We start from the raw sequence: 18,673 nt of genomic DNA, 5'->3' as shown, positions 1-18,673 counted from the left end.
TCCGCCGACGATGCAGCCCACACCCATCCCGATCCGCACCGAATGCCCGCCCGGCGCCTGCGTCTGCGACCGCGACGCGCTGCTGGCCGCGCCGGGCGCCGACCTGCGGGTGCTGATGCTGACGCGCGAGGAAGAACGCCGCCTGCTGGAGCGGCTGGAAAACCTGCAGAGCCTGGCCGAGCTGCGGCGCATCGAGGCCCGCATGGCCGCACAGCTCGGCCTGCGGCTGCGGATCAGCTTCAGCCCGAACGAGGTGCGCAGCCTGCGCGGCATCGCGATCCTCGTGCTGGAGCAGCCGGGCCTGTGCAAGAAGACCCGGCAGAACATTCCCGCCGCGATCCGCAAGAGCCTGGAGCGCCGGCCGCAGATCGCCTTCGACCTGCTGGACGACGGCGGGCTGTTCGGGGGCGCGGCACCGGAGGCGCCGTCGCAGGGCGGGCTCGCCTAGTTGGCGCGCGGGTGGACTCCGTGCGGACTATCCTCGGAATGTCTGAAATGCTACAGAATCTGTAGCGTGTGGCCGGCGGTTGATAAGGACTTCGGCATCTTATATGCCTGAAACGCCTGCTGTACGGCGGCTACCTGCTATCGATTTTGTTGCAGCGATTCGCTGTAGACCGCTGCTCTCGGCTCGGCATCGCTCGCCGACCTGCCATTTCCGGCACCTGCCGTCGGTCGGGATCGCCCACAGCGGTTCTCGCTACCGCCCGTCCTCGTCCACCGCGCCGCCGCCGCGCTTGCGGCCGTGCACCATCGCCGCGACCAGGTTCTCTCGCTGGTGCCAGCCGGTGAACACCACACCCGCCACATGCAGCCCCACCAGCGCCAGCACCGCCCAGGCCAGCGCGCGGTGCAGCCAATCGAGCCAGGCCATGCCCCAGAACGCGTCGGTGGTGTAGAGCCAGCCGGTGATGCCGGTGGCGGCCACGGCGGCCAGCAGGGCGACGGCCATCCAGCCGCCGAGCGGGTTGTGGCCCAGGTAGCGGGGCGCCGTGCCGTGCAGCACCTGGGCCGCATAGCGCACCGTCGCAGCCGGGCCGCGGACGAACGTTCCGAACCGCGCGAAGCGGCCGCCCCGCGCACCCCACGCCAGCCGCGCCGCCACCGCCGCCAGCCCGGCCCATCCGGCGGCCTCGTGCCAGCGCAGCGTCTCCTCGCCGGTCAGCCAGGCGCCCGCGACCGCTGCCGCCAGCACGATGTGCAGCAGCCGCACCGGCAGGTCCCAGACCCGCACCGCCGGGGCGGGCGACGGCGTGGGGCGCGGGTCGCTCACGACGGCTGCTTGACTTCGCCGATCTTCTCGAACGTCTTGGGGTCGAAGAACACCTCCATCCGCTCGCCCTGCTGGTTGAAGCCGTAGACCTCGTAGCAGCCGTTGAAGGTCTTGACCTGCCGCACCTTCCAGCCTTCGGCCACCAGCTTCTTCTGCAGCTCCATCTGCGGCCGCATCTCTTCCTTGGGCACCGGCGCGCACCGCACGGTGTCGTGGTTGACGATCTGCGCCGCGGCGCCGCCCGAGGCCACGGCTGCCGCCAGTGCGGCGATGCCCAGGAAGAACGATGTATTTTTCATGCTTGTCGTTGGTTGGTTCGCGCCATTGCACAACGCCGGGAAGGGTGCAGGAACCGTAGCGCGTGCGCAGTAGGTTCATGCACCCTTCTCAGACGTCGAGCCACATGCGCAAAAGGTTGTGGTAGGTCGAGGTCAGGCCGATCACCGACGGATCGGTCTCGCCCAGATGCGCGCCCGAGCGCAGCCGGCGCAGGTGGTTGTCCATCTCGAACAGCAGCCGGCGCTGCTCGTCGCTGCGCACCATGCTCTGGATCCAGAAATAGCTGGCGATGCGGTGCCCGCGGGTCACCGGTTCCACCCGGTGCACGCTGGTGCCGGGATACAGCACCAGGTCGCCGGCGGCCAGCTTCACCCGCTGCTCGCCGAAGGTGTCCTCCACCATCAGCTCGCCGCCGTCGTACTCGCCGGGCTCCGACAAGAACAGGGTGCACGAGATGTCGGTGCGCACCCGGCCCGCGCCGTTGCGCAGGTAGCGCACCGCGCTGTCGACGTGGTTGCCGAAGCTGTTGGCCGCGCCGCCGTAACGGTTGAACAGCGGCGGCGAGATCTGCTTGGGCAGGGCGGCCGAGAAGAACACCGCGTGCCGCTCCAGCCCGCGCAGCAGCAGCTGCTGCACCGCCCGCGTCGCATCGCAATCCTCGGGCAGCTGTTCGTTGTTCTTGGCCTCCGCCGACTGGCTCCCCGCGGTGATCCGCCCGTCGCCCCACGGCGCATCGGCCAGGATCTCGCGGGCCCGCGCCACTTCGGCCGGGGTCAGGACTTCACGTACGTGCAACAGCATGGTGTCGAATGCTAGAACCTCACGCCAAGGGTCGCCAGTACCTGGCGCTTCGGGCCCAGGATCGTGAAGCCCGGGTACAGCTGGTCGCCGTAGGCCTTGTTGCGCAGGTTGTTGACGTTGATCTGGGCGAACACGTCGGGCGTGAACTTGTACTCGGCCATCGCGTCGGCGACCATGAAGCCGGGCACGCGGGCGGTGGCCGAGGCGGCGCCGGTGGTGCCGGTCAGCGGCCGGTTCTCGGTGGCGCCGTGGCCGCCGAGGGCCACGCGCAGCTTCGGCGTCGCCTGGTAGCTGACCCATACCGCGCCCGACTGCTTGGGCGTCAGGCCCACCCGCTGGCCGACCGAGGCCTGCGCACCGGCGGCGACGCCGGCCGCGTCGATCTTCGCGACCGGCACCCAGGTGTAGGAGCCGTAGACCTCCCACTGCGGGGTGATGCGGCCGACCACGTCCAGCTCCAGGCCGGCGGTGTGGCGCTTGCCCGAGAGGGTGTAGGCGGTGCCGGCGAAGTCGGCGTCGGTGGTGCGCTCGTTGTACTTCTCGGTGCGGAAGATCGCGCCGCGGGTCGAGAGCTTGCCGTCCAGCCAGTCGAGCTTGGCGCCCAGTTCGATGTTGCGGCTCTTCTCCGGCGGGGTGTTGGCGTTCTGCGGGGTGACGTACTGGTAGGTGTCGGCCGAGGTGTTGAACGAGGTGCCGTAGGAGAGGTGGTACGACTGCGTCGGCGAGGGCTGGAACAGCACGCCGCCGCGGTAGCTCCACGGCGACTCCTTCAGCCGGGTGCGGGCGATGTTGGTCAGCGCGCCGTTGGCGCCGGTGGCATAGGCCAGCTGCTCGAAGTCGCCCTTGAAGTTGTCATAACGCACGCCGCCCAGCAGCTTCCAGGCGGGGGCCACCTGCACCAGGTCCTGCGCGTACACGCCGAAGGCCTTGGCGCTGTAGTTGCTGGAGTTGCGCCACTGCGGCGACAGGCGGGTGCCGACCAGCCCGGCCCCGTCGTCGGGCGTGCCGATGGTGGTGGCCGGGCGGGTGCCGAGGGTGCTGCCGTTGTTCTGGAAGCGGTTGGCCTCTTCGTGCGCCGCGTCCACACCGGTCAGCACCTCGTGGCGCAGGCCGAACCAGTCGAAGGCGTTGCTGTAGTCGCTTTGCGCATACGTCGCCTTGTAGCGGTCCTTGCGGGGCGTGAGGCCCGAGCGGGTGAGGAAGGTGTTGGGGTTGAGCGAGGTGACCGCCGGCGCGCCGGTGGGACAGGCGCCGGCGGCGGTGGGCGCCGCGCCGCAGAAGCCGGCCGCGGTGCTCCACTGGGCGCGCTCGAACACGCCGCTGCGGATCTGGCTGCGCAGCTCGCCGCCGTTGTCGAACACGTGCTTCCAGGCGCCGTGCAGGTAGTTGGCCTCGCCGTCGACGAAGTCGGCGCGGGTGCCGTAGAAGTTGCCCGGCTTGACCGGTGCCAGGCCGCCGTTGAGGTAGCGGATCGCCGACATCGGCGTGTTGTTGTTCTTCAGGTGGAACAGGCCGACGGTGAACTCGTCGGCCGTGCCCAGGCCCCAGCTGAAGCTGGGCGCGATGCCGTTCTTGTCGATGTCGGCGCCGCCGTTGTCGGCCTTGTTGTACATCGCGTTGATCCGCAGGGCCGAGGTCTCGCCGGTGCGGATGTTGAAGTCGGCGGTGGTGCGCAGGTAGCCCGCGGTGCCCACGGTGCCGACCACGTCGGTCTGGTCGGCGAGCACCGGCTTCTTGTTGACCTGGTTGACCACGCCGCCGGTGGAGCCGCGGCCGAACAGCATCGAGGCCGATCCGCGCATCACCTCGACCCGGTCGAGGTTGAAGGTGTCGCGGTCGTACTGCGACGGGTCGCGCATGCCGTCGATCATCAGGTCGCCGGTGCTGGCGATCGGGAAGCCGCGCAGGCGGATGTCCTGGTCGGTGCCGTTCTCGGTCGCGGCGAAGGTAATGCCGGCGGTGTAGTGCAGCGCGTCCTTCAGCGTGTCGAGCTTGATGTCGTCGATCAGCTTCTCGGTGACGACGGTGATCGACTGCGGGATGTCGCGGATGTCCTGGTTGCCCTTGCCGATGCTGCTCTTGGTGGTCTGCAGCGCTTCCTTGCCCTGCGGCGCCTCGGCCTTCTCGGTGACGGTGACCGGCTTCAACGACACGTTGCCGGCCGGTGCCGACTGCGCCCAGCTGCCGACAGAGGCCGCCAGCATCAGCGCGCCCAGCGGGAACAGTGCATGGTCGGCGGCAGTCGATGCGGTGGCAGCGGCGCGGCGCGGTGCCGGGCGAGGGGTGGAAGGGCGGGCGGAAGCGGCCATGGTCGAACCTTGTTGGTGTCTGTTAGAGGTGGATACACGGCGTGCGGCCAGCCGTGGCAGCCGCACGCGATGCGTCGGCGCCGATTCTAGATACAGATAAGAACAACTCTTAGTCGCAATTACAGTCCGCCGAATAAAATCAGGGTAGACGGTCAGGAATGTGTCATTTTTACGACGGCGCATGGCGTCGGCACGGCAGTGGTGCCGCGCTCTTTGGGCCTTGAGGCCGGCGCGGCCCCGAACGGCCCTGCGCTGCTACAGCGCCAGCCGCGCCAGCACCGCCAACGGGGCGGTTTCGGCCCGCAGCACCGGCGCACCCAGTCGCACCGCCCTGAAGCCGGTCGCCAGGGCCGCCGCTTCTTCCTCCGGCGCCAGGCCGCCTTCGGGGCCGGAGAGCACGGTGACGGTGGTGCCCAGATCGGCGGCATCGGCCACCGCCTGCGCCAGCGGCACCGCCTGGGCGTGCAGGGAGAGCAGCAGGCGTGGGCCACAGGCCTCCGACAGCGGCGGCAGGGACGCGAGCCACGCGGAGAGGTCGGCCACCGGCGCCACGGCGGGCACCCGGTTGCGGCCGCACTGCTCGCAGGCGGCCACCGCCACCGCCTGCCAGTGGGCGATCTTCTTGTCGGCCCGCTCGCCCTTCAGCCGCAGCACGGTGCGGGCGGTGGCCAGCGGCTGGATGCCGGCGGCGCCCAGCTCGGTCGCCTTTTCCACCAGCCAGTCCATCCGCTCGTTGGCCGGCATGCCGACCGCCAGCACCACCCGCCGCGGCGCCTCGCGCTCGACGGCGGTGTGCGCGCCCACCTGCACCTCGACATCGCTACGGCCCATGCGCAGCACGGTGCAGTCGTACTCGCCGCCCCGCCCGTCGAACAGCGTCAGCGCATCGCCCGGCTGGTAGCGCAGCACCTGCACATGGCGTGCGGTGCCCGGCGGCAGCGACAGGGTGGCGCCGGTGGCGAGCGGCTCGGGACAATGGAAACGGGGCATGATGCTATGAAAATGTATAGCTAGTAGCCGGCACAGTGCGCCGGCTTCAGGCCTTTTCTATCTGTGAACGTGCCCTACACGCGACCGAACGCGAAGCCGGTCGAGGTCTCGATCTTCTCGACCTTGTCCACCAGCCGCAGCAGCGGCAGCAGCTCGCGGTAGCGGCCGGCGGTAGATCGGATGTAGGCGATGAAGCGCGGCGTGTCGGCCAGGTATTTCGGTTTGCCGTCGCGCAGGGTGATGCGGGCGAAGATGCCCGCCACCTTCAGATGGCGCTGCAGGCCCATCCACTCGACCGCGCGGTAGAAGGCGCCGAAGTCCGGATCGACCGGCAGGCCGGCCTTGCGGGCCTGCTCCCAGTAGCGCACCGTCACCTCCAGCACCATGTCTTCTTCCCAGCTCAGGAAGGCGTCCCGGGTCAGGCTGGCGATGTCGTAGGTGATCGGGCCATAGACCGCGTCCTGGAAATCGAGCACGCCCAGCGGGCCGGCGGGGTCGGCATCGTCCACCATCAGGTTGCGGGGCATGAAGTCGCGGTGCACGTACACCGGCGCGGCGGTGAGGTTGTGGGCGACCAGGGTGTCGAAAGTGCTGGCCAGCGTGGCGGCGATATCGCCCTCGACGGCGACACCGCGGTGGCGCGCCAGGTACCAGTCGGGAAACAGTTGCAACTCGCGGTGCAGCAGCGGTGCGTCGTAGGCCGGCAGTTCGCCGGGGCGCGACGCGCGCTGCCACGCGACCAGCGACTCGATCGCGCGCAGGTAGTAGGGCAGGGCGCCGGCGGCATCGTCCGGGGCTATCGTCTCCAGCACGGTGCGCCGTCCCAGGTCTTCCAGCAGCATGAAGCCCTGCGCCGCGTCCCAGTCCAGGATGCGCGGCACCCGCACGCCGGCCGCGTCCAGCAGGCCGGCCACCTGCACGAAAGGCCGGCTGTCCTCCAGGGCGGGCGGGGCGTCCATCACGATCGCGGTACCGCCGCGCAGGCCCGGTGCGTCGATCCGGAAATAGCGGCGGAAGCTCGCATCGGCCGACGCTGCGCGCAGCGTCTCGGGCCGCACGCCGTGCGCCTGAGACCGTGCCGCGAGCCATCCCGCGAACGCGGCGCCACGCGCCGGATCGGCCCAGGCGATGGGCCCGGTGTCTGCAGGAGAAGACGCGGTGGCGGGGCCGGCATCGGTGCCGGGTGGGTGCAGGCCGGCGGCGGGGGGAGCGGATGGGGTCATGGATAATCCGGATTCTACAAAGCCGACCTCCGGGCGCCGGCCTGCGAATCCTTGCCGACCTTTCCCCCTCCTGCACGCAGCGCACCGCCGATGGATGTCCCGACCGATGCATGACCTGACGACGACACCACCGGCCCCGCGCCCCCGCCGCGGTCGCCGCGCGAGCCCTGCACGCCTCTCGACCCGCCTGACGCCCCTGGCCCTGGTGGCCGCCGCACTGCTGCAGGGCGCCCCGCTGCGGGCGCAGAACATCGGCGAGGCACCGGTGGCCGATACCCCGGCCGGCGCCGGTGCCGGCGCCGCGGCCACCACCGCGGCAGACGCTCCCGCGGCTGCCACCGGCAACGCCGTGGCCGATGCGCCCCTGGTGCTGCGCCGCACGCCCTTGCTGCGCGAGACGATCGACGGCAACGAAGGCAAGCAGCGCCCGAGCTTCGTCACCGGCGACAACATCGACGGCACCGCCGACTTCAACACCATCGTCAAGGGCAACGCCGAGTTGCGCCGCGGCCCGCTGGTGATCCGGGCCAACCAGCTCGAATACACCCAGCCCGACGACCTGGCCAAGGCGCTGGGCGACGTCTACATCAACCGCGGCGGGGACATCTTCCAGGGCCCGCAGCTGGAGCTGCACGTCGACGCGTTCGAGGGCTTCTTCGTGCGCCCGCGCTACGTCTTCATCAAGAACGACGCGCACGGCGAGGCCGAGCGGGTGGATTTCATCGACGAAGAGACGATGGTGATCCACAGCGGCAACTACACCACCTGCGTGCGCCGCCCCGGCGCCGGCTGGGTGCCCGAGTGGATGGTCACCGCCCGCACGATCACGATCGACCAGCGCGCCGAGACCGGCACCGCCGAGGGCGCGGTGGTGCAGTTCAAGGGCCTGCGCACGCCGGAGCTGCCGAGCGTGACCTTCCCGTTGTCGGAAACCCGACAGTCCGGCCTCTTGCCGCCGGTGTTCGGCATCAACAACATCAGCGGCGCCGAGACCACGATTCCGTACTACTGGAACATCGCGCCCAACCGCGACGCCACGCTCTACCCGACGGTCATGAGCAAGCGCGGCGTCGACTTCGGCGGCGAATTCCGCTACCTGGAGAGCAACTACCGCGGCCAGATGCGCGGCAACTACATGCCGACCGACAAGCTGCGCGAGCGCGAGCGCTGGGGCATCGCGGCGCAGCACTTCGGCACGTTCGACACCGGCATCGCCGCGATCGGCACCGTCGGCATGAACCTCAACCTCAACCAGGTGAGCGACGACAACTACTGGCGCGACTTCACCCGCACCGTGGGCTCGCTCACCCAGCGGCTGCTGCCGACCGACCTGACGTTCCTCTGGAGCAAGGGCGACTTCTCCGCCTCGGCGCGCGCCCTCAAGTGGCAGGTGCTGCAGGACGTCAACTCCCCGATCACGCCGCCCTACGACCGGCTGCCGCAGGTCACCGCCAAGTACGCCAAGGTCGACTACGGCGGCTTCGATTTCTCGGTGGACGGCGACTACACCCAGTTCCAGTCGCGCACCGCGCTCACCAACCAGCCCAACGCCAACCGCAGCGTCGCGATGGCCCAGGTCAGCCACCCGTGGGTGGCGCCGGGCTGGTTCATCACGCCCAAGGCGCTGATCAACAGCGCCAGCTACAAGTTCGACAGCCCGCTGGCCTCCAACAACCAGACCACCGCCAGCCGCACCGTGCCGACGGTGAGCCTCGACAGCGGCCTGGTCTTCGAGCGCGACACCCGCCTCTTCGGCCGCAACCTGATCCAGACGCTGGAGCCACGCGCCTTCTACGTCTACACGCCCTTCGTCGACCAGAACTACCTGCCGGTCTACGACACGACGCGGGCCGACTTCAACTTCGCCTCGATCTACACCGAGAACGCCTTCGTCGGCCAGGACCGGATCTCCGACAACAACCTGCTGACCGTCGGCACCACCACCCGCTTCATCGACGCCGACACCGGCGCCGAGGCGGCGCGCTTCGGCATCGCGCAGCGGCTGCGCTTTCGCGACCAGCGCATCGTGATGCCGGGCGAGTCCACCGTCACCGACCGGCTGAGCGACATCATGCTGGGCGCCTCGATCAACTGGACGCCGCGCTGGGCATTCGACTCGACCGTCCAGTACAACCCGAAGACCGACCGCTCGGTGCGCTCCTCGATCGGCGGACGCTTCAACCCCGGCGATTTCCGCACCATCAGCGCGGCCTACCGCCAGCAGCGCGGCACCAGCGAGATGATCGACGTCGGCTGGCAGTGGCCGATCAACGACCTCTGGAGCTGGGGCAAGCGCGACATGACCCGCATCGCGGGCCGCGGCCTGGGCCCGGGCAACGTCTACGCCGTGGGCCGCATGAACTACAGCATGCTCGACAGCAAGATCGTCGATTCGGTGGTCGGCCTCGAGTACGAGGGCGACTGCTGGATCGGCCGGGTGGTGCTGGAGCGTCTGCAGAGCAGCAACACCACCGCCACCAAGCGGATCCTGTTCCAGGTCGAGTTCTTCGGCTTCTCCAGCGTCGGCTCCAACCCGCTGCAGGTGCTGCGCCGCAACGTCCCGCGCTACCAGTACCTGCGCGAGGACATCGCCACCCCGAGCCGTTTCAGCCGCTACGATTGACCGCCCTGCCGGGAGCGCCCGGCCGGCGGCCATCGACGGCACCCCCACCGATCGCCCCTCCCGAATGCAACTCCTGCCCCGTCTTGCGAGTCCTACCGCCATGAAGATCCGTGCTCACGTCCTGCCGCTGGCCTGCCTGGCGACCCTGATGGCCTCCGGCGCGCTCGCGCAGGGGCTGCGACCGTCGGGTTCGCCCGGCCTGGGGCTGCCTCGCGGTGCCGGTGCCGACGCGATCGCGCCGGCCACGCCGGCGGGCTCCTCCTCCGGCAGTCCGCGGGGCGCGGCCGGCGCGTCCCCTTCCGGCGCGTCGCTGTCGTCGCCTTCGGCCTCGCCGCAGCAGGCCGACTACATCGTCGCCATCGTCAACTCGGAGCCCATCCTCAACAGCGAGGTGCGCATCCGTGCCGAGCGCGCCGCCCAGCAGGCGGCCCAGGCCGGCAATCCGCTGCCGCCGCGCAACGTCTTCGTGCGCCAGGTGGTCGAGCGGCTCATCAACGAGAAGGCCCAGCTCCAGCAGGCCAAGGACACCGGCATCAAGGTGGACGACGCGGCGGTCGACCAGGCAGAGCAGAGCGTGGCCCGCCAGAACGGCGTCGAGGTGGCCGAGATGCGCCGCCGGCTCGCCGCCGACGGCATTCCGCAGGCCCGCTTCCGCGAAGACCTGCGCAGCCAGCTGACCCTGCTGCGGCTGCGCGACCGCGAGGTCGAAGGCCGGGTGAAGGTCAGCGACCTGGAGGTCGACCAGTACATCCGCGACCAGCGCGGCAAGCCCGCCGACCCCACCAGCGTCGACATCAACCTGGGCCACGTGCTGGTCATCGTGCCCGAGAACGCCACGCCGTCGGAGATCGCCACGCTGCAGGCCAAGGCCCAGCGCGCCGCCGACCGGGTGCGTGCCGGCGAGGACTTCGGCAAGGTGGCCGCCGAGATGTCGGACGCGGCCGAGCGCACCAGCGGCGGCCAGTTGGGCCTGCGCAGCAGCGACCGCTATCCGCAGCTCTTCGTCGACGCGGTCAAGAACGAGGCGGTCGGCGGCATCGTCGGCCCGATCCGGTCGCCCGCCGGCTTCCACGTGCTCAAGCTGATCGAGCGCAACCAGGGCGGCATCGGCACCGGCGTCGTCACCCAGACGCATGCCCGCCACATCCTGCTGCGCGCCGGCCCGCAGCTGACCGAGGCCGCCGCCATCGCGCGGCTGCAGGACTACAAGCGCCGCGTCCAGTCGGGCCAGGCCGACTTCCAGTCGCTGGCGCGCGAATACTCGAGCGACGGCAGCGCCAAGGACGGCGGCGACCTGGGCTGGGCCAACCCCGGCCAGTTCGTGCCCGAGTTCGAAGAGGCGCTCGACGGCATGGCCCCGGGCGACATCAGCCAGCCGGTGGTGTCGCGCTTCGGCGTCCACCTGATCCAGCTGGTCGAGCGGCGCCAGCACACGCTGACCCAGCGCGAGCAGCGCGACCTGGCCCGCAGCGCCGCCCGGGAGAAGAAGCTCGACGAGGCCTTCGTCACCTGGGCGCAGGAGACCCGCGGCCGGGCGTACGTCGAATTCCGCGAGCCGCCCCAGTGGTGAGGCCGGCCCGCGCATGAGGCACATCGCACGCAAGCGCTTCGGCCAGCACTTCCTGTCCGACCGCGGGATCATCGAGGACATCGTCCAGGCGATCGATCCGCAGCCGGGCGACCCGATGGTCGAGATCGGCCCCGGCCTGGCCGCGCTGACCCAGCCGCTGGTCGAGCGCCTCGGCGGCAAGCTCACCGTGATCGAGCTCGACCGCGACCTGGCGGTGCGCCTGCGCGCCCGGCCGCAGCTCGACGTGATCGAATCCGACGTGCTGAAAGTGGACTTCACCGAAGTCGCGCAACGGCTGGATGCTCCCAAATTGAGAGTGGTGGGCAACCTGCCCTACAACATCTCGACCCCGATCCTGTTCCACCTCCTCGACCATGTGCAGGTGGTGCGGGACCAGCACTTCATGCTGCAGAAGGAGGTGATCGACCGCATGGTCGCCCGCCCCTCGACCGCGGCGTACGGCCGGCTGTCGGTGATGCTGCAGTGGCGCTACGCGATGGAGAACGTGCTGTTCGTGCCGCCCGAGAGCTTCGACCCGCCGCCCCGAGTCGACAGCGCCGTGGTCCGCATGGTGCCGCACGAGGCGCCGGCCGCGGTGGACGTCAAGCGTCTCTCGTCCATGGTCCAGGCCGCCTTCAGCCAGCGCCGCAAACTGCTGCGCCACTCCCTCGGCCCCTGGCTGGTGCAGCAGGGCTTCGCCGGCAGCTTCGACCTGCAGCGCCGCGCCGAAGAGGTGCCGGTGGACGAATTCATCGCGCTGGCCTTGGCCCTTCCCGCAGCTGCCGACCGCTGACTGACCACAGTCACCTCGCTCCCGTCGCCGCACCCGCCGCCTCATAACCAGGCGCCCAAAGAAAAACCCGCCGAAGCGGGTTTTTCTTTGCCCAGGGCTGCCACCGATCCGGCTCCGCCGGTCGGCCGGCAGCGCCCCCAAGGGGTAGGCGAAGCGCAGCGCAGCCTGGGGGTTGGCTCTACTGCCGCCGTCAGGCGGCTGAGAGCCAATATCCTGCATTAAACGGACTGCTCATCCGCAACGCCAGCGGCGACACGTCGACGAGCTTGTCGGTCGGCATCTTCTCTGCGGGCTCGGTGGCCGCATCGATCGCGATGCTGCCGGGCACGGCTTCCGCCGCGGGGGCCTCGTTCGCCCGTTCTGCTTGGCTGGTGGATGCAGAACGGGCTACAGAAAAGAATAGAAGCAACGGAACGGTATCTTCCGGTCTCCCCAGTAGTCGGAGGCTTCGCGGAAGATGTCGAGCAGCTGCTCGCGCGCTTCCTTGTCGAACTTCGCGTGGGCCGGGATCTGCTCCAGCACCACGATGAAGCCCGGCTGCGGGCCCGATTTATGCAAGGGATCGGTCATGCAGTCGTACAACGCGTCGAAATTCTTGCCGAAGTGCGACGGGAAGGTGAACTGGGCTGCAATCGTGTCGAGCACGTCCTGCTTGGACTGCGACTCGGCCAGGTTGGCGTAGAGGAAGTGATGGCCCAGGCTCAGTGCGGCATCGCGCAGGTCGGGCACGCGGAAGGCGCGGATCGACTGCACGATGTTGTTCCGGACGCCGCGCAGGGGGGCATCGTTATCCTTACGAAGTGGCGTATCCATCTCCGCTGCTCTTTCTCTCAAAGGGTCCAAAAATCCAGGCGCGGCCATGGTGCCGCCCGTCCTGCCGGTGCGCTCCGCTCTGTGTCGCCCTCAGGGCGCGATCTCGCGGAAGCTTGTGTAGTGATCGTCGGTGTAGTAGCAGCGGTCGGGCGTGCGGGCTTCGCCGCCGCATACGATGCGGCGCGCTCCCCGGTTGCGGGCCCGCGGCGTTTCCACGGTGTACTCTCGGTAATGGCCTCGGGTGCGTGCCGGTAGAATCCGTTCGCGATTGCCGAAGACCGAGCCGTCCTTGTCGTGCCGAAACGGCCCGCCCGCCAGGATGCGCGAATAGGTGTCGCGTCCTTCGGGAGGTAGCTGGGCAAGGGAGACGGCAGCCGTCGGCGTATCGGGAAGCGGGGACCGGGCCAGTGCCGCATCTGCAGCCACCGTCGCCAGCAAGACGAGGGCACCTGTGCGCACCGCTGCCATTGCCGTGGAGAACGCATCGGACACCGTTCTCCGCACCCCAACTCGCACCATGAAAACACACCTTTCGGAAATTCGGGGTGCTTGCAGCGCCTGGACGGCGTCTACGGGTTAACCCCGAAATTTCAATCCGCTAGTGTGACGGAAAGCGGCCCGCAGCGCAAGTATTCACTTGCCGCTGCAGGCTGAGAAGGGGGCTTTTGCGGCGCACTTTACCCGCCTGAAAAACGGGCCCGGCGCTGCCCGGCCCGCCGGGGTGCCGGGCGGGGCGTCTCAGCGCGACGCGTTGGCGTCGGCGACGGTGAGGGCGGTCATGTTGACGATGCGGCGCACGGTGGCGCTCGCCGTCAGGATGTGGACCGGCTGGGCGCAGCCGAGCAGCACCGGGCCGATCGCGATGCCCCCGCCGGCCGCGGTCTTGAGCAGGTTGTACGAGATGTTGGCCGCGTCGATGTTGGGCAGCACCAGCAGGTTGGCGTCGCCCGCCAGCGAGCTGTGCGGCATGATCTGCGCGCGCTGGGCACCGTCGAGCGCCACGTCGCCGTGCATCTCGCCGTCCACCTCCAGCCACGGCGCCTGGATGCGCAGCAGCTCCAGCGTGTGGCGCATCTTGAGCGCGCTCGGCTGGTTGCTGCTGCCGAAGTTGGAGTGGCTCAGCAGCGCGGCCTTGGGCTTGAGGCCGAAGCGCACCATCTCCTCGGCCGCCATCACCGTGATCTCGGCCAGCTGCTCGGCGGTCGGGTCGTAGTTGACGTGGGTGTCGACGAGGAACACCTGGCGTTCCGGCAGCAGCAGGCCGTTCATGCAGGCGAAGGTGTTGACGCCGGCACGCTTGCCGATCACCTGCTCCACGTAGTGCAGGTGCAGCTGGGTATGGCCCCAGGTGCCGACGATCAGGCCGTCGACCTCGCCCTTGAAGAGCAGCATCGAGCCGATCAGCGCCAGCCGGCGGCGCATCTCGATCTTGGCGGTCTGCACCGTCGTGCCCTTGCGCTCGGTCATGCGGTGGTAGGTCTGCCAGAAGTCGCGGTAGCGCTCGTCGTGCTCGACGTTGACGATGTCGTAGTCGCGGCCCTGCACCAGGCGCAGGCCGAACTTCTCGATGCGCTGGGCGATGACCGCCGGCCGGCCGATCAGGGTGGGGCGCGCCAGGCGCTCGTCCACCACGATCTGGGCGGCGCGCAGGACGCGCTCTTCCTCGCCCTCGGCATAGGCCACGCGCTTCTTGCCGGCCACAGCCGCCTTCGCCGCGGCGAAGATCGGCTTCATCATCGAGCCCGAGGCGTAGACGAAGCTCTGCAGGCTGTCGCGGTAGGCGTCCATGTCCTTGATCGGCCGCAGGGCCACGCCGCTGTCGGCGGCGGCCTGGGCCACGGCCGGGGCGATCTTGATCATCAGCCGCGGATCGAAGGGCTTGGGGATCAGGTACTCCTTGCCGAAGGCCAGCGGCTCGCCGGCATAGGCGGCGGCGACCACCTCGCTCTGCTCGGCCTGGGCCAGCTCGGCGATGGCATAGACGGCAGCGATCTCCATCTCGTCGGTGATCGTGGTGGCGCCCGCATCCAGCGCACCGCGGAAGATGTAGGGGAAGCACAGGACGTTGTTGACCTGGTTCGGGTAGTCGGTGCGGCCGGTGGCCATGACCACGTCGCCGCGCACCGCGTGCGCGTCTTCCGGGGAGATCTCGGGGTTGGGGTTGGCCAGCGCGAAGATGACCGGGTTGGCCGCCATCTTCGCGACCATCGCCGGCTTCAATACGCCGCCGGCCGACAGGCCCAGGAACACGTCGGCGCCTTCGATCACGTCGCTGAGCGAGCGGGCCTCGGTCGGCTGGGCGAAGAAGGCCTTGTCCTCGTCCATCAGCTCGGTGCGGCCTGCGTAGACCACGCCGGCCAGGTCGGTCACGTAGACGTTCTCGCGCTTCAGGCCCACCTTCAGCAGCAGGGTCAGGCAGGCCAGCGCCGCGGCGCCCGCGCCCGAGGTGACCAGCTTGACGTCGCCAATGTCCTTGCCCACCACCTTCAGGCCGTTGAGCATGGCCGCGGCCACGGTGATCGCGGTGCCGTGCTGGTCGTCGTGGAAGACCGGGATCTTCATCCGCTTGCGCAGTTCGCGCTCGACGTAGAAGCAGTCGGGCGCCTTGATGTCCTCGAGGTTGATCGCGCCGAAGGTGGGCTCCAGCGCGGCGATCACCTCGACCAGCCTGGCCGGGTCCTTCTCGGCGATCTCGATGTCGAACACGTCGACGCCGGCGAACTTCTTGAACAGCACGCCCTTGCCCTCCATCACCGGCTTGGAGGCCAGCGGCCCGATGTCGCCCAGGCCCAGCACCGCGGTGCCGTTGGTGATGACGGCCACCAGGTTGCCGCGGCTGGTGTACTTGAAGGCGTTGTTCGGGTCCTTGACGATCTCCTCGCAGGGCGCGGCCACGCCGGGCGAATAGGCCAGCGCCAGGTCGCGCTGGTTGGTCAGCTGCTTGGTCGCGGCGATCGCGATCTTGCCCGGCCGGGGGAACTCGTGGTACTCGAGCGCCGCGCGGCGGAGCTCGGCACGCCGCTCTTCCATGTGGGTTTCTGCGGGGGTGGGCGTGGGGGTGGAAGGCGTGGACATTCGGGCATCTCCTGCGGCGGCGGCGAAGAGGCCGCGGCGCGCCTGGGCGCGGCCCGTGGCCTCCGGGGGAAAGCGATTGTAGACACCGGTTTCGGGCCCGCCGGGCAGGGTTTGCGGCCGACCGCAGGCGCTTTCCCGGCGCGGGGCCGGCAGTATCATCCGCGGCACCTGCCACCACCCGCACCGGAGCAACGCCATGGCCCTGATGGATTTCATCAAGAAGCAGTTCATCGACATCCTGCAGTGGACCGAGGACGGCGACGGCACGCTGGCCTGGCGCTTCCCGATGCGCGACCTGGAAATCCAGAACGGCGCGACGCTGGTGGTGCGCGAATCGCAGGTCGCGATCTTCGTCAACGAGGGCCAGGTGGCCGACGTCTTCGGCCCCGGCACCTACAAGCTGACGACGCAGACCCTGCCGGTGCTGACCTACCTGAAGAACTGGGACAAGCTGTTCGAGTCGCCCTTCAAGAGCGACGTCTACTTCTTCAGCACCCGCCAGCAGACCGACCAGAAGTGGGGCACGCCCCAGCCGATCACCATCCGCGACGCCGACTTCGGCGCGGTGCGTCTGCGCGCCTTCGGCAACTACAGCTACCGGGTGGCCGACCCTAAGCTGTTCCACACCGAGATCTCCGGCACCCGCGCCGACTACGCCACCGGCGACCTCGACGGCCAGCTGCGCGGCCTGGTGCTGCAGAACATCAGCAACGCGATCGCCGCCAGCGGCGTCGCCTTCCTCGACCTGGCGGCCAACCAGACGATGTTCGCCGACGCGCTGAAGACGCAGCTCGAGCCCGAATTCGCCAGGATCGGCCTGCAGCTCGACACGATGACGGTGCAGAACCTCTCGCTGCCCGAAGAGTTGCAGAAGGTGATGGACCAGAAGATCGGCATGGGCATGGTCGGCAACGACATGGGCCGCTTCATCCAGTACCAGACCGGCCAGGCGATCCCGAAGATGGCCGAGGGTGCGGCCGCGGGCGGCGGCGGCATCGCGGGCGACGCGATGGGCCTGGGCGCCGGCGTGGCGATGGGCCAGATCCTCGCGCAGAACCTGCAGCAGGGCCTGCAGGGCGCCGGCGCGCCTGCCGCGCCTGCCGCGGCTGCCGTCGCGGCCGCGCAGCCGGTGCGCGCCGAGGACGTGATGGCCACGCTGGAGAAGCTGGGCGAGCTCAAGGCCAAGGGCATCCTCACCCAGGAAGAGTTCGACGCCAAGAAGGGCGAGCTGCTCAAGAAGCTGGTGTAGGCCGGCGTGCAGAAGGCATCCGCCCCTGCCGGGCTTGCGCTTGCTATCGATTTAGTAGCTAGTGGTCGGCGCCGGTCGCCGGCTGCAGGCACTTTTCGCTTGAAAACGGCCTGTGCGGGGCCCCGCCATGGCTGAGCCGGCCGCCCAGCGCGTCTACCGGGCGCCATGCCCCGGCTGCGGCGCGCCGGTCGATTTCCGCAGCGCGCAGTCGACCCATGCGGTCTGCGCCTACTGCCACAGCACCATCGTGCGCAGCGGCGAGCAACTCTCGCGCATCGGCCGCATGGCCGAGCTGTTCGACGACCACAGCCCGCTGCAGCTGATGGCCTCGGGCATGCACGCCGGCCAGCCGTTCACCCTGGTCGGCCGGCTGCAGTACCGCTCCGATGCGGGCACCTGGAACGAGTGGCATGCGGCGATGGCCGACGGCAGCTCGGCGCTGCTGGCCGAGGACAACGGCAGCTACGTCTTCGCGCGGCCGGTCGTGCTGCCGATCGACGCGCCGCCGCCCGAGGCGCTGCGCCTGGGCGCCCGCACCGCCGTTGCCGGCCAGAGCTACAGCGTCGCCTACCAGGGCACGGTGACGCTGCTGGCGGCCGAGGGCGAGCTGTCGCACATCGCGCCGCTGGGCACGCCCTTTCCGGCGGCCGAGCTGCGCAGCGACGACGGCACGGTGCTGTCGCTCGACTACTTCCAGCAGCCGCCCGACGCGGCGCGCGGCACCGCGGTGCTCCTCGAGGACCTGAAGCTCACCGGCCTGCGCGACACCGTGTCGGAAAAGACCGAGGCCGCCCGCCAGTTCGCCTGCCCGAACTGCGGCGCACCGGTGCAGGTGCAGCTGGAAAACAGCAAGGCCGTCACCTGCCCGAGCTGCCGCAGCATCATCGACCTGACCGCCGGCATTGGCGGCGAGCTGCGCCACGCGCTGCAGGACGAGCCGCTGCGGCCGCTGATACCGGTGGGCAGCATCGGCCAGCTGCAGGGCGCGCAGTGGCAGGTGGTCGGCTTCCAGCACCGCATGGGCCGCGAGGCCGGCGACGACGAGAGTTTCGGCTGGAGCGAGTACCTGCTCTACGAGCGGCAGCGCGGCTTCAGCTTCCTGGTCGACGCGGAGGATGGCTGGAGCCTGGTCAAGCCGATCACCGGCGCGCCCAAGCTCAGCCGCAGCCAGGCCGAGGCCAGGTACCTCGGCACCGCCTACACGCTGCAGAGCCGCTACGACGCCGAGACCACCTACGTGCAGGGCGAGTTCTACTGGCCGGTCGAGCGCGGCCAGAAGACCGCCAACGCCGACTACCTCTACCAGCGCCAGCTGCTCTCGATGGAGCGCAGCCGCAGCGAGGTGACCTGGTCGGCCGGCAACCGGCTGGAGGGCCGCACCGTCGCCGCCGCGTTCAAGCTGCCCGAGGAGAAACGGGCCGTCATGGCCCGCGGCGAAGGCCGGCTCACCGCGGGCATCGGCTTCGGCGGCATCCTGATCCTGGTGCTGCTGCTGGTCCTGGTCGTGCTGCTGGTCGGCCGCTGCAGCAGCTGCGATCCGCAGCGCGAGAACTGCGGCAGCGGCGCCCGCAGCTCGGGCGGCTCCTGGGGCGGCTACACCAGCGGCGGCGGGCACAAGTAGCCGCGGCCCACCGCACGGCGCTGCCGCCGGCTTTTCCCATCCAACGCGTTTCCC

At 69.6% G+C, this 18,673-nt stretch carries 16 protein-coding genes; 6 read left to right on the top strand and 10 right to left on the bottom strand.

The annotated features are described in order from the left end of the window. The first annotated feature begins 10 nt into the window (after positions 1–10). Positions 11–448 (top strand): hypothetical protein, encoded by a 438-nt coding sequence (locus ASE76_RS05385; protein WP_055835932.1) that lies wholly within the window; start codon positions 11–13, stop codon positions 446–448. Positions 449–700: 252 nt separating this feature from the next. Here the strand turns inward: ASE76_RS05385 and ASE76_RS05380 are convergent, their stop codons facing one another. From ASE76_RS05380 to ASE76_RS05355, 6 genes are all read right to left on the bottom strand, one after another. Then, complete coding sequence (locus tag ASE76_RS05380; RefSeq protein WP_236698345.1) at positions 701–1,273, bottom strand: cytochrome b/b6 domain-containing protein; 573 nt, start codon at positions 1,271–1,273, stop codon at positions 701–703. Further along, the gene (locus ASE76_RS05375) at positions 1,270–1,572 is read right to left on the bottom strand and encodes a PepSY domain-containing protein (protein WP_055835929.1); all 303 of its coding nucleotides are present in this window, start codon (positions 1,570–1,572) and stop codon (positions 1,270–1,272) included. The genes ASE76_RS05380 and ASE76_RS05375 overlap by 4 nt, the downstream gene beginning before the upstream one ends. Positions 1,573–1,660: 88 nt before the next feature. Beyond that, the gene (locus ASE76_RS05370) at positions 1,661–2,353 is read right to left on the bottom strand and encodes a Fe2+-dependent dioxygenase (RefSeq protein ID WP_055835926.1); all 693 of its coding nucleotides are present in this window, start codon (positions 2,351–2,353) and stop codon (positions 1,661–1,663) included. Between the two features lie 11 nt (positions 2,354–2,364). After that, complete coding sequence (locus ASE76_RS05365) at positions 2,365–4,662, bottom strand: TonB-dependent siderophore receptor (RefSeq protein ID WP_236698344.1); 2,298 nt, start codon at positions 4,660–4,662, stop codon at positions 2,365–2,367. 255 nt (positions 4,663–4,917) lie between these two features. Continuing rightward, entirely contained in the window at positions 4,918–5,652 is a 735-nt protein-coding gene (locus ASE76_RS05360) for a 16S rRNA (uracil(1498)-N(3))-methyltransferase (protein WP_055835923.1), read from the bottom strand. A 74-nt stretch (positions 5,653–5,726) separates the two neighbouring features. Then, the gene (locus tag ASE76_RS05355; RefSeq protein WP_055835920.1) at positions 5,727–6,875 is read right to left on the bottom strand and encodes an aminoglycoside phosphotransferase family protein; all 1,149 of its coding nucleotides are present in this window, start codon (positions 6,873–6,875) and stop codon (positions 5,727–5,729) included. Positions 6,876–6,981: 106 nt separating this feature from the next. On the opposite strand from ASE76_RS05355, the gene ASE76_RS05350 reads away from it, so the two are divergent. The 3 genes from ASE76_RS05350 (at position 6,982) to rsmA (ending at position 11,861) form a co-directional block, all read left to right on the top strand. Next, complete coding sequence (locus ASE76_RS05350) at positions 6,982–9,498, top strand: LPS-assembly protein LptD (protein ID WP_201781838.1); 2,517 nt, start codon at positions 6,982–6,984, stop codon at positions 9,496–9,498. A gap of 100 nt (positions 9,499–9,598) precedes the next feature. Continuing rightward, positions 9,599–11,068 (top strand): peptidylprolyl isomerase, encoded by a 1,470-nt coding sequence (locus tag ASE76_RS05345; RefSeq protein ID WP_055835914.1) that lies wholly within the window; start codon positions 9,599–9,601, stop codon positions 11,066–11,068. Between the two features lie 13 nt (positions 11,069–11,081). Continuing rightward, the gene (rsmA, locus tag ASE76_RS05340) at positions 11,082–11,861 is read left to right on the top strand and encodes a 16S rRNA (adenine(1518)-N(6)/adenine(1519)-N(6))-dimethyltransferase RsmA (RefSeq protein WP_055835911.1); all 780 of its coding nucleotides are present in this window, start codon (positions 11,082–11,084) and stop codon (positions 11,859–11,861) included. Between the two features lie 190 nt (positions 11,862–12,051). Here the strand turns inward: rsmA and ASE76_RS20420 are convergent, their stop codons facing one another. From ASE76_RS20420 to ASE76_RS05330, 4 genes are all read right to left on the bottom strand, one after another. Further along, positions 12,052–12,270, bottom strand: a complete 219-nt coding sequence (locus ASE76_RS20420; RefSeq protein WP_156362526.1) for a hypothetical protein — start codon at positions 12,268–12,270, stop codon at positions 12,052–12,054. Further along, complete coding sequence (locus ASE76_RS05335) at positions 12,249–12,674, bottom strand: barstar family protein (RefSeq protein ID WP_055835908.1); 426 nt, start codon at positions 12,672–12,674, stop codon at positions 12,249–12,251. Before ASE76_RS05335 ends, ASE76_RS20420 begins: the two co-directional genes overlap by 22 nt. A gap of 90 nt (positions 12,675–12,764) precedes the next feature. Continuing rightward, complete coding sequence (locus ASE76_RS19890; RefSeq protein WP_201781837.1) at positions 12,765–13,193, bottom strand: ribonuclease domain-containing protein; 429 nt, start codon at positions 13,191–13,193, stop codon at positions 12,765–12,767. Positions 13,194–13,412: 219 nt separating this feature from the next. Continuing rightward, on the bottom strand, positions 13,413–15,749 hold the full coding sequence (locus tag ASE76_RS05330; RefSeq protein ID WP_055835904.1) for an NADP-dependent malic enzyme: 2,337 nt from the start codon (positions 15,747–15,749) through the stop codon (positions 13,413–13,415). A 196-nt stretch (positions 15,750–15,945) separates the two neighbouring features. On the opposite strand from ASE76_RS05330, the gene ASE76_RS05325 reads away from it, so the two are divergent. Further along, positions 15,946–16,998, top strand: coding sequence for an SPFH domain-containing protein (locus ASE76_RS05325; protein WP_055835901.1), 1,053 nt, complete (start codon positions 15,946–15,948; stop codon positions 16,996–16,998). A 127-nt stretch (positions 16,999–17,125) separates the two neighbouring features. After that, on the top strand, positions 17,126–18,619 hold the full coding sequence (locus ASE76_RS05320) for a DUF4178 domain-containing protein (RefSeq protein ID WP_055835898.1): 1,494 nt from the start codon (positions 17,126–17,128) through the stop codon (positions 18,617–18,619). Positions 18,620–18,673 lie beyond the last annotated feature (54 nt).

Origin of the sequence: Xylophilus sp. Leaf220 (assembly GCF_001421705.1) — a bacterium.
Classification (GTDB): domain Bacteria; phylum Pseudomonadota; class Gammaproteobacteria; order Burkholderiales; family Burkholderiaceae_C; genus Xylophilus.
Note: the sequence above shows the minus strand (reverse complement) of the source record. Positions and strands in the feature narration are given on the sequence as shown.

Coding starts and splice junctions, on each gene's coding strand:
- rsmA (WP_055835911.1), top strand. CDS start 11,082: ATGAGGCACATCGCACGCAAGCGCTTCGGCCAGCACTTCCTGTCCGAC.
- ASE76_RS05320 (WP_055835898.1), top strand. CDS start 17,126: ATGGCTGAGCCGGCCGCCCAGCGCGTCTACCGGGCGCCATGCCCCGGC.
- ASE76_RS05355 (WP_055835920.1), bottom strand. CDS start 6,875: ATGACCCCATCCGCTCCCCCCGCCGCCGGCCTGCACCCACCCGGCACC.
- ASE76_RS05375 (WP_055835929.1), bottom strand. CDS start 1,572: ATGAAAAATACATCGTTCTTCCTGGGCATCGCCGCACTGGCGGCAGCC.
- ASE76_RS05330 (WP_055835904.1), bottom strand. CDS start 15,749: ATGTCCACGCCTTCCACCCCCACGCCCACCCCCGCAGAAACCCACATG.
- ASE76_RS05335 (WP_055835908.1), bottom strand. CDS start 12,674: ATGGATACGCCACTTCGTAAGGATAACGATGCCCCCCTGCGCGGCGTC.
- ASE76_RS05345 (WP_055835914.1), top strand. CDS start 9,599: ATGAAGATCCGTGCTCACGTCCTGCCGCTGGCCTGCCTGGCGACCCTG.
- ASE76_RS19890 (WP_201781837.1), bottom strand. CDS start 13,193: ATGGTGCGAGTTGGGGTGCGGAGAACGGTGTCCGATGCGTTCTCCACG.
- ASE76_RS05350 (WP_201781838.1), top strand. CDS start 6,982: ATGCATGACCTGACGACGACACCACCGGCCCCGCGCCCCCGCCGCGGT.
- ASE76_RS05360 (WP_055835923.1), bottom strand. CDS start 5,652: ATGCCCCGTTTCCATTGTCCCGAGCCGCTCGCCACCGGCGCCACCCTG.
- ASE76_RS05385 (WP_055835932.1), top strand. CDS start 11: ATGCAGCCCACACCCATCCCGATCCGCACCGAATGCCCGCCCGGCGCC.
- ASE76_RS05365 (WP_236698344.1), bottom strand. CDS start 4,662: ATGGCCGCTTCCGCCCGCCCTTCCACCCCTCGCCCGGCACCGCGCCGC.
- ASE76_RS05370 (WP_055835926.1), bottom strand. CDS start 2,353: ATGCTGTTGCACGTACGTGAAGTCCTGACCCCGGCCGAAGTGGCGCGG.
- ASE76_RS05325 (WP_055835901.1), top strand. CDS start 15,946: ATGGCCCTGATGGATTTCATCAAGAAGCAGTTCATCGACATCCTGCAG.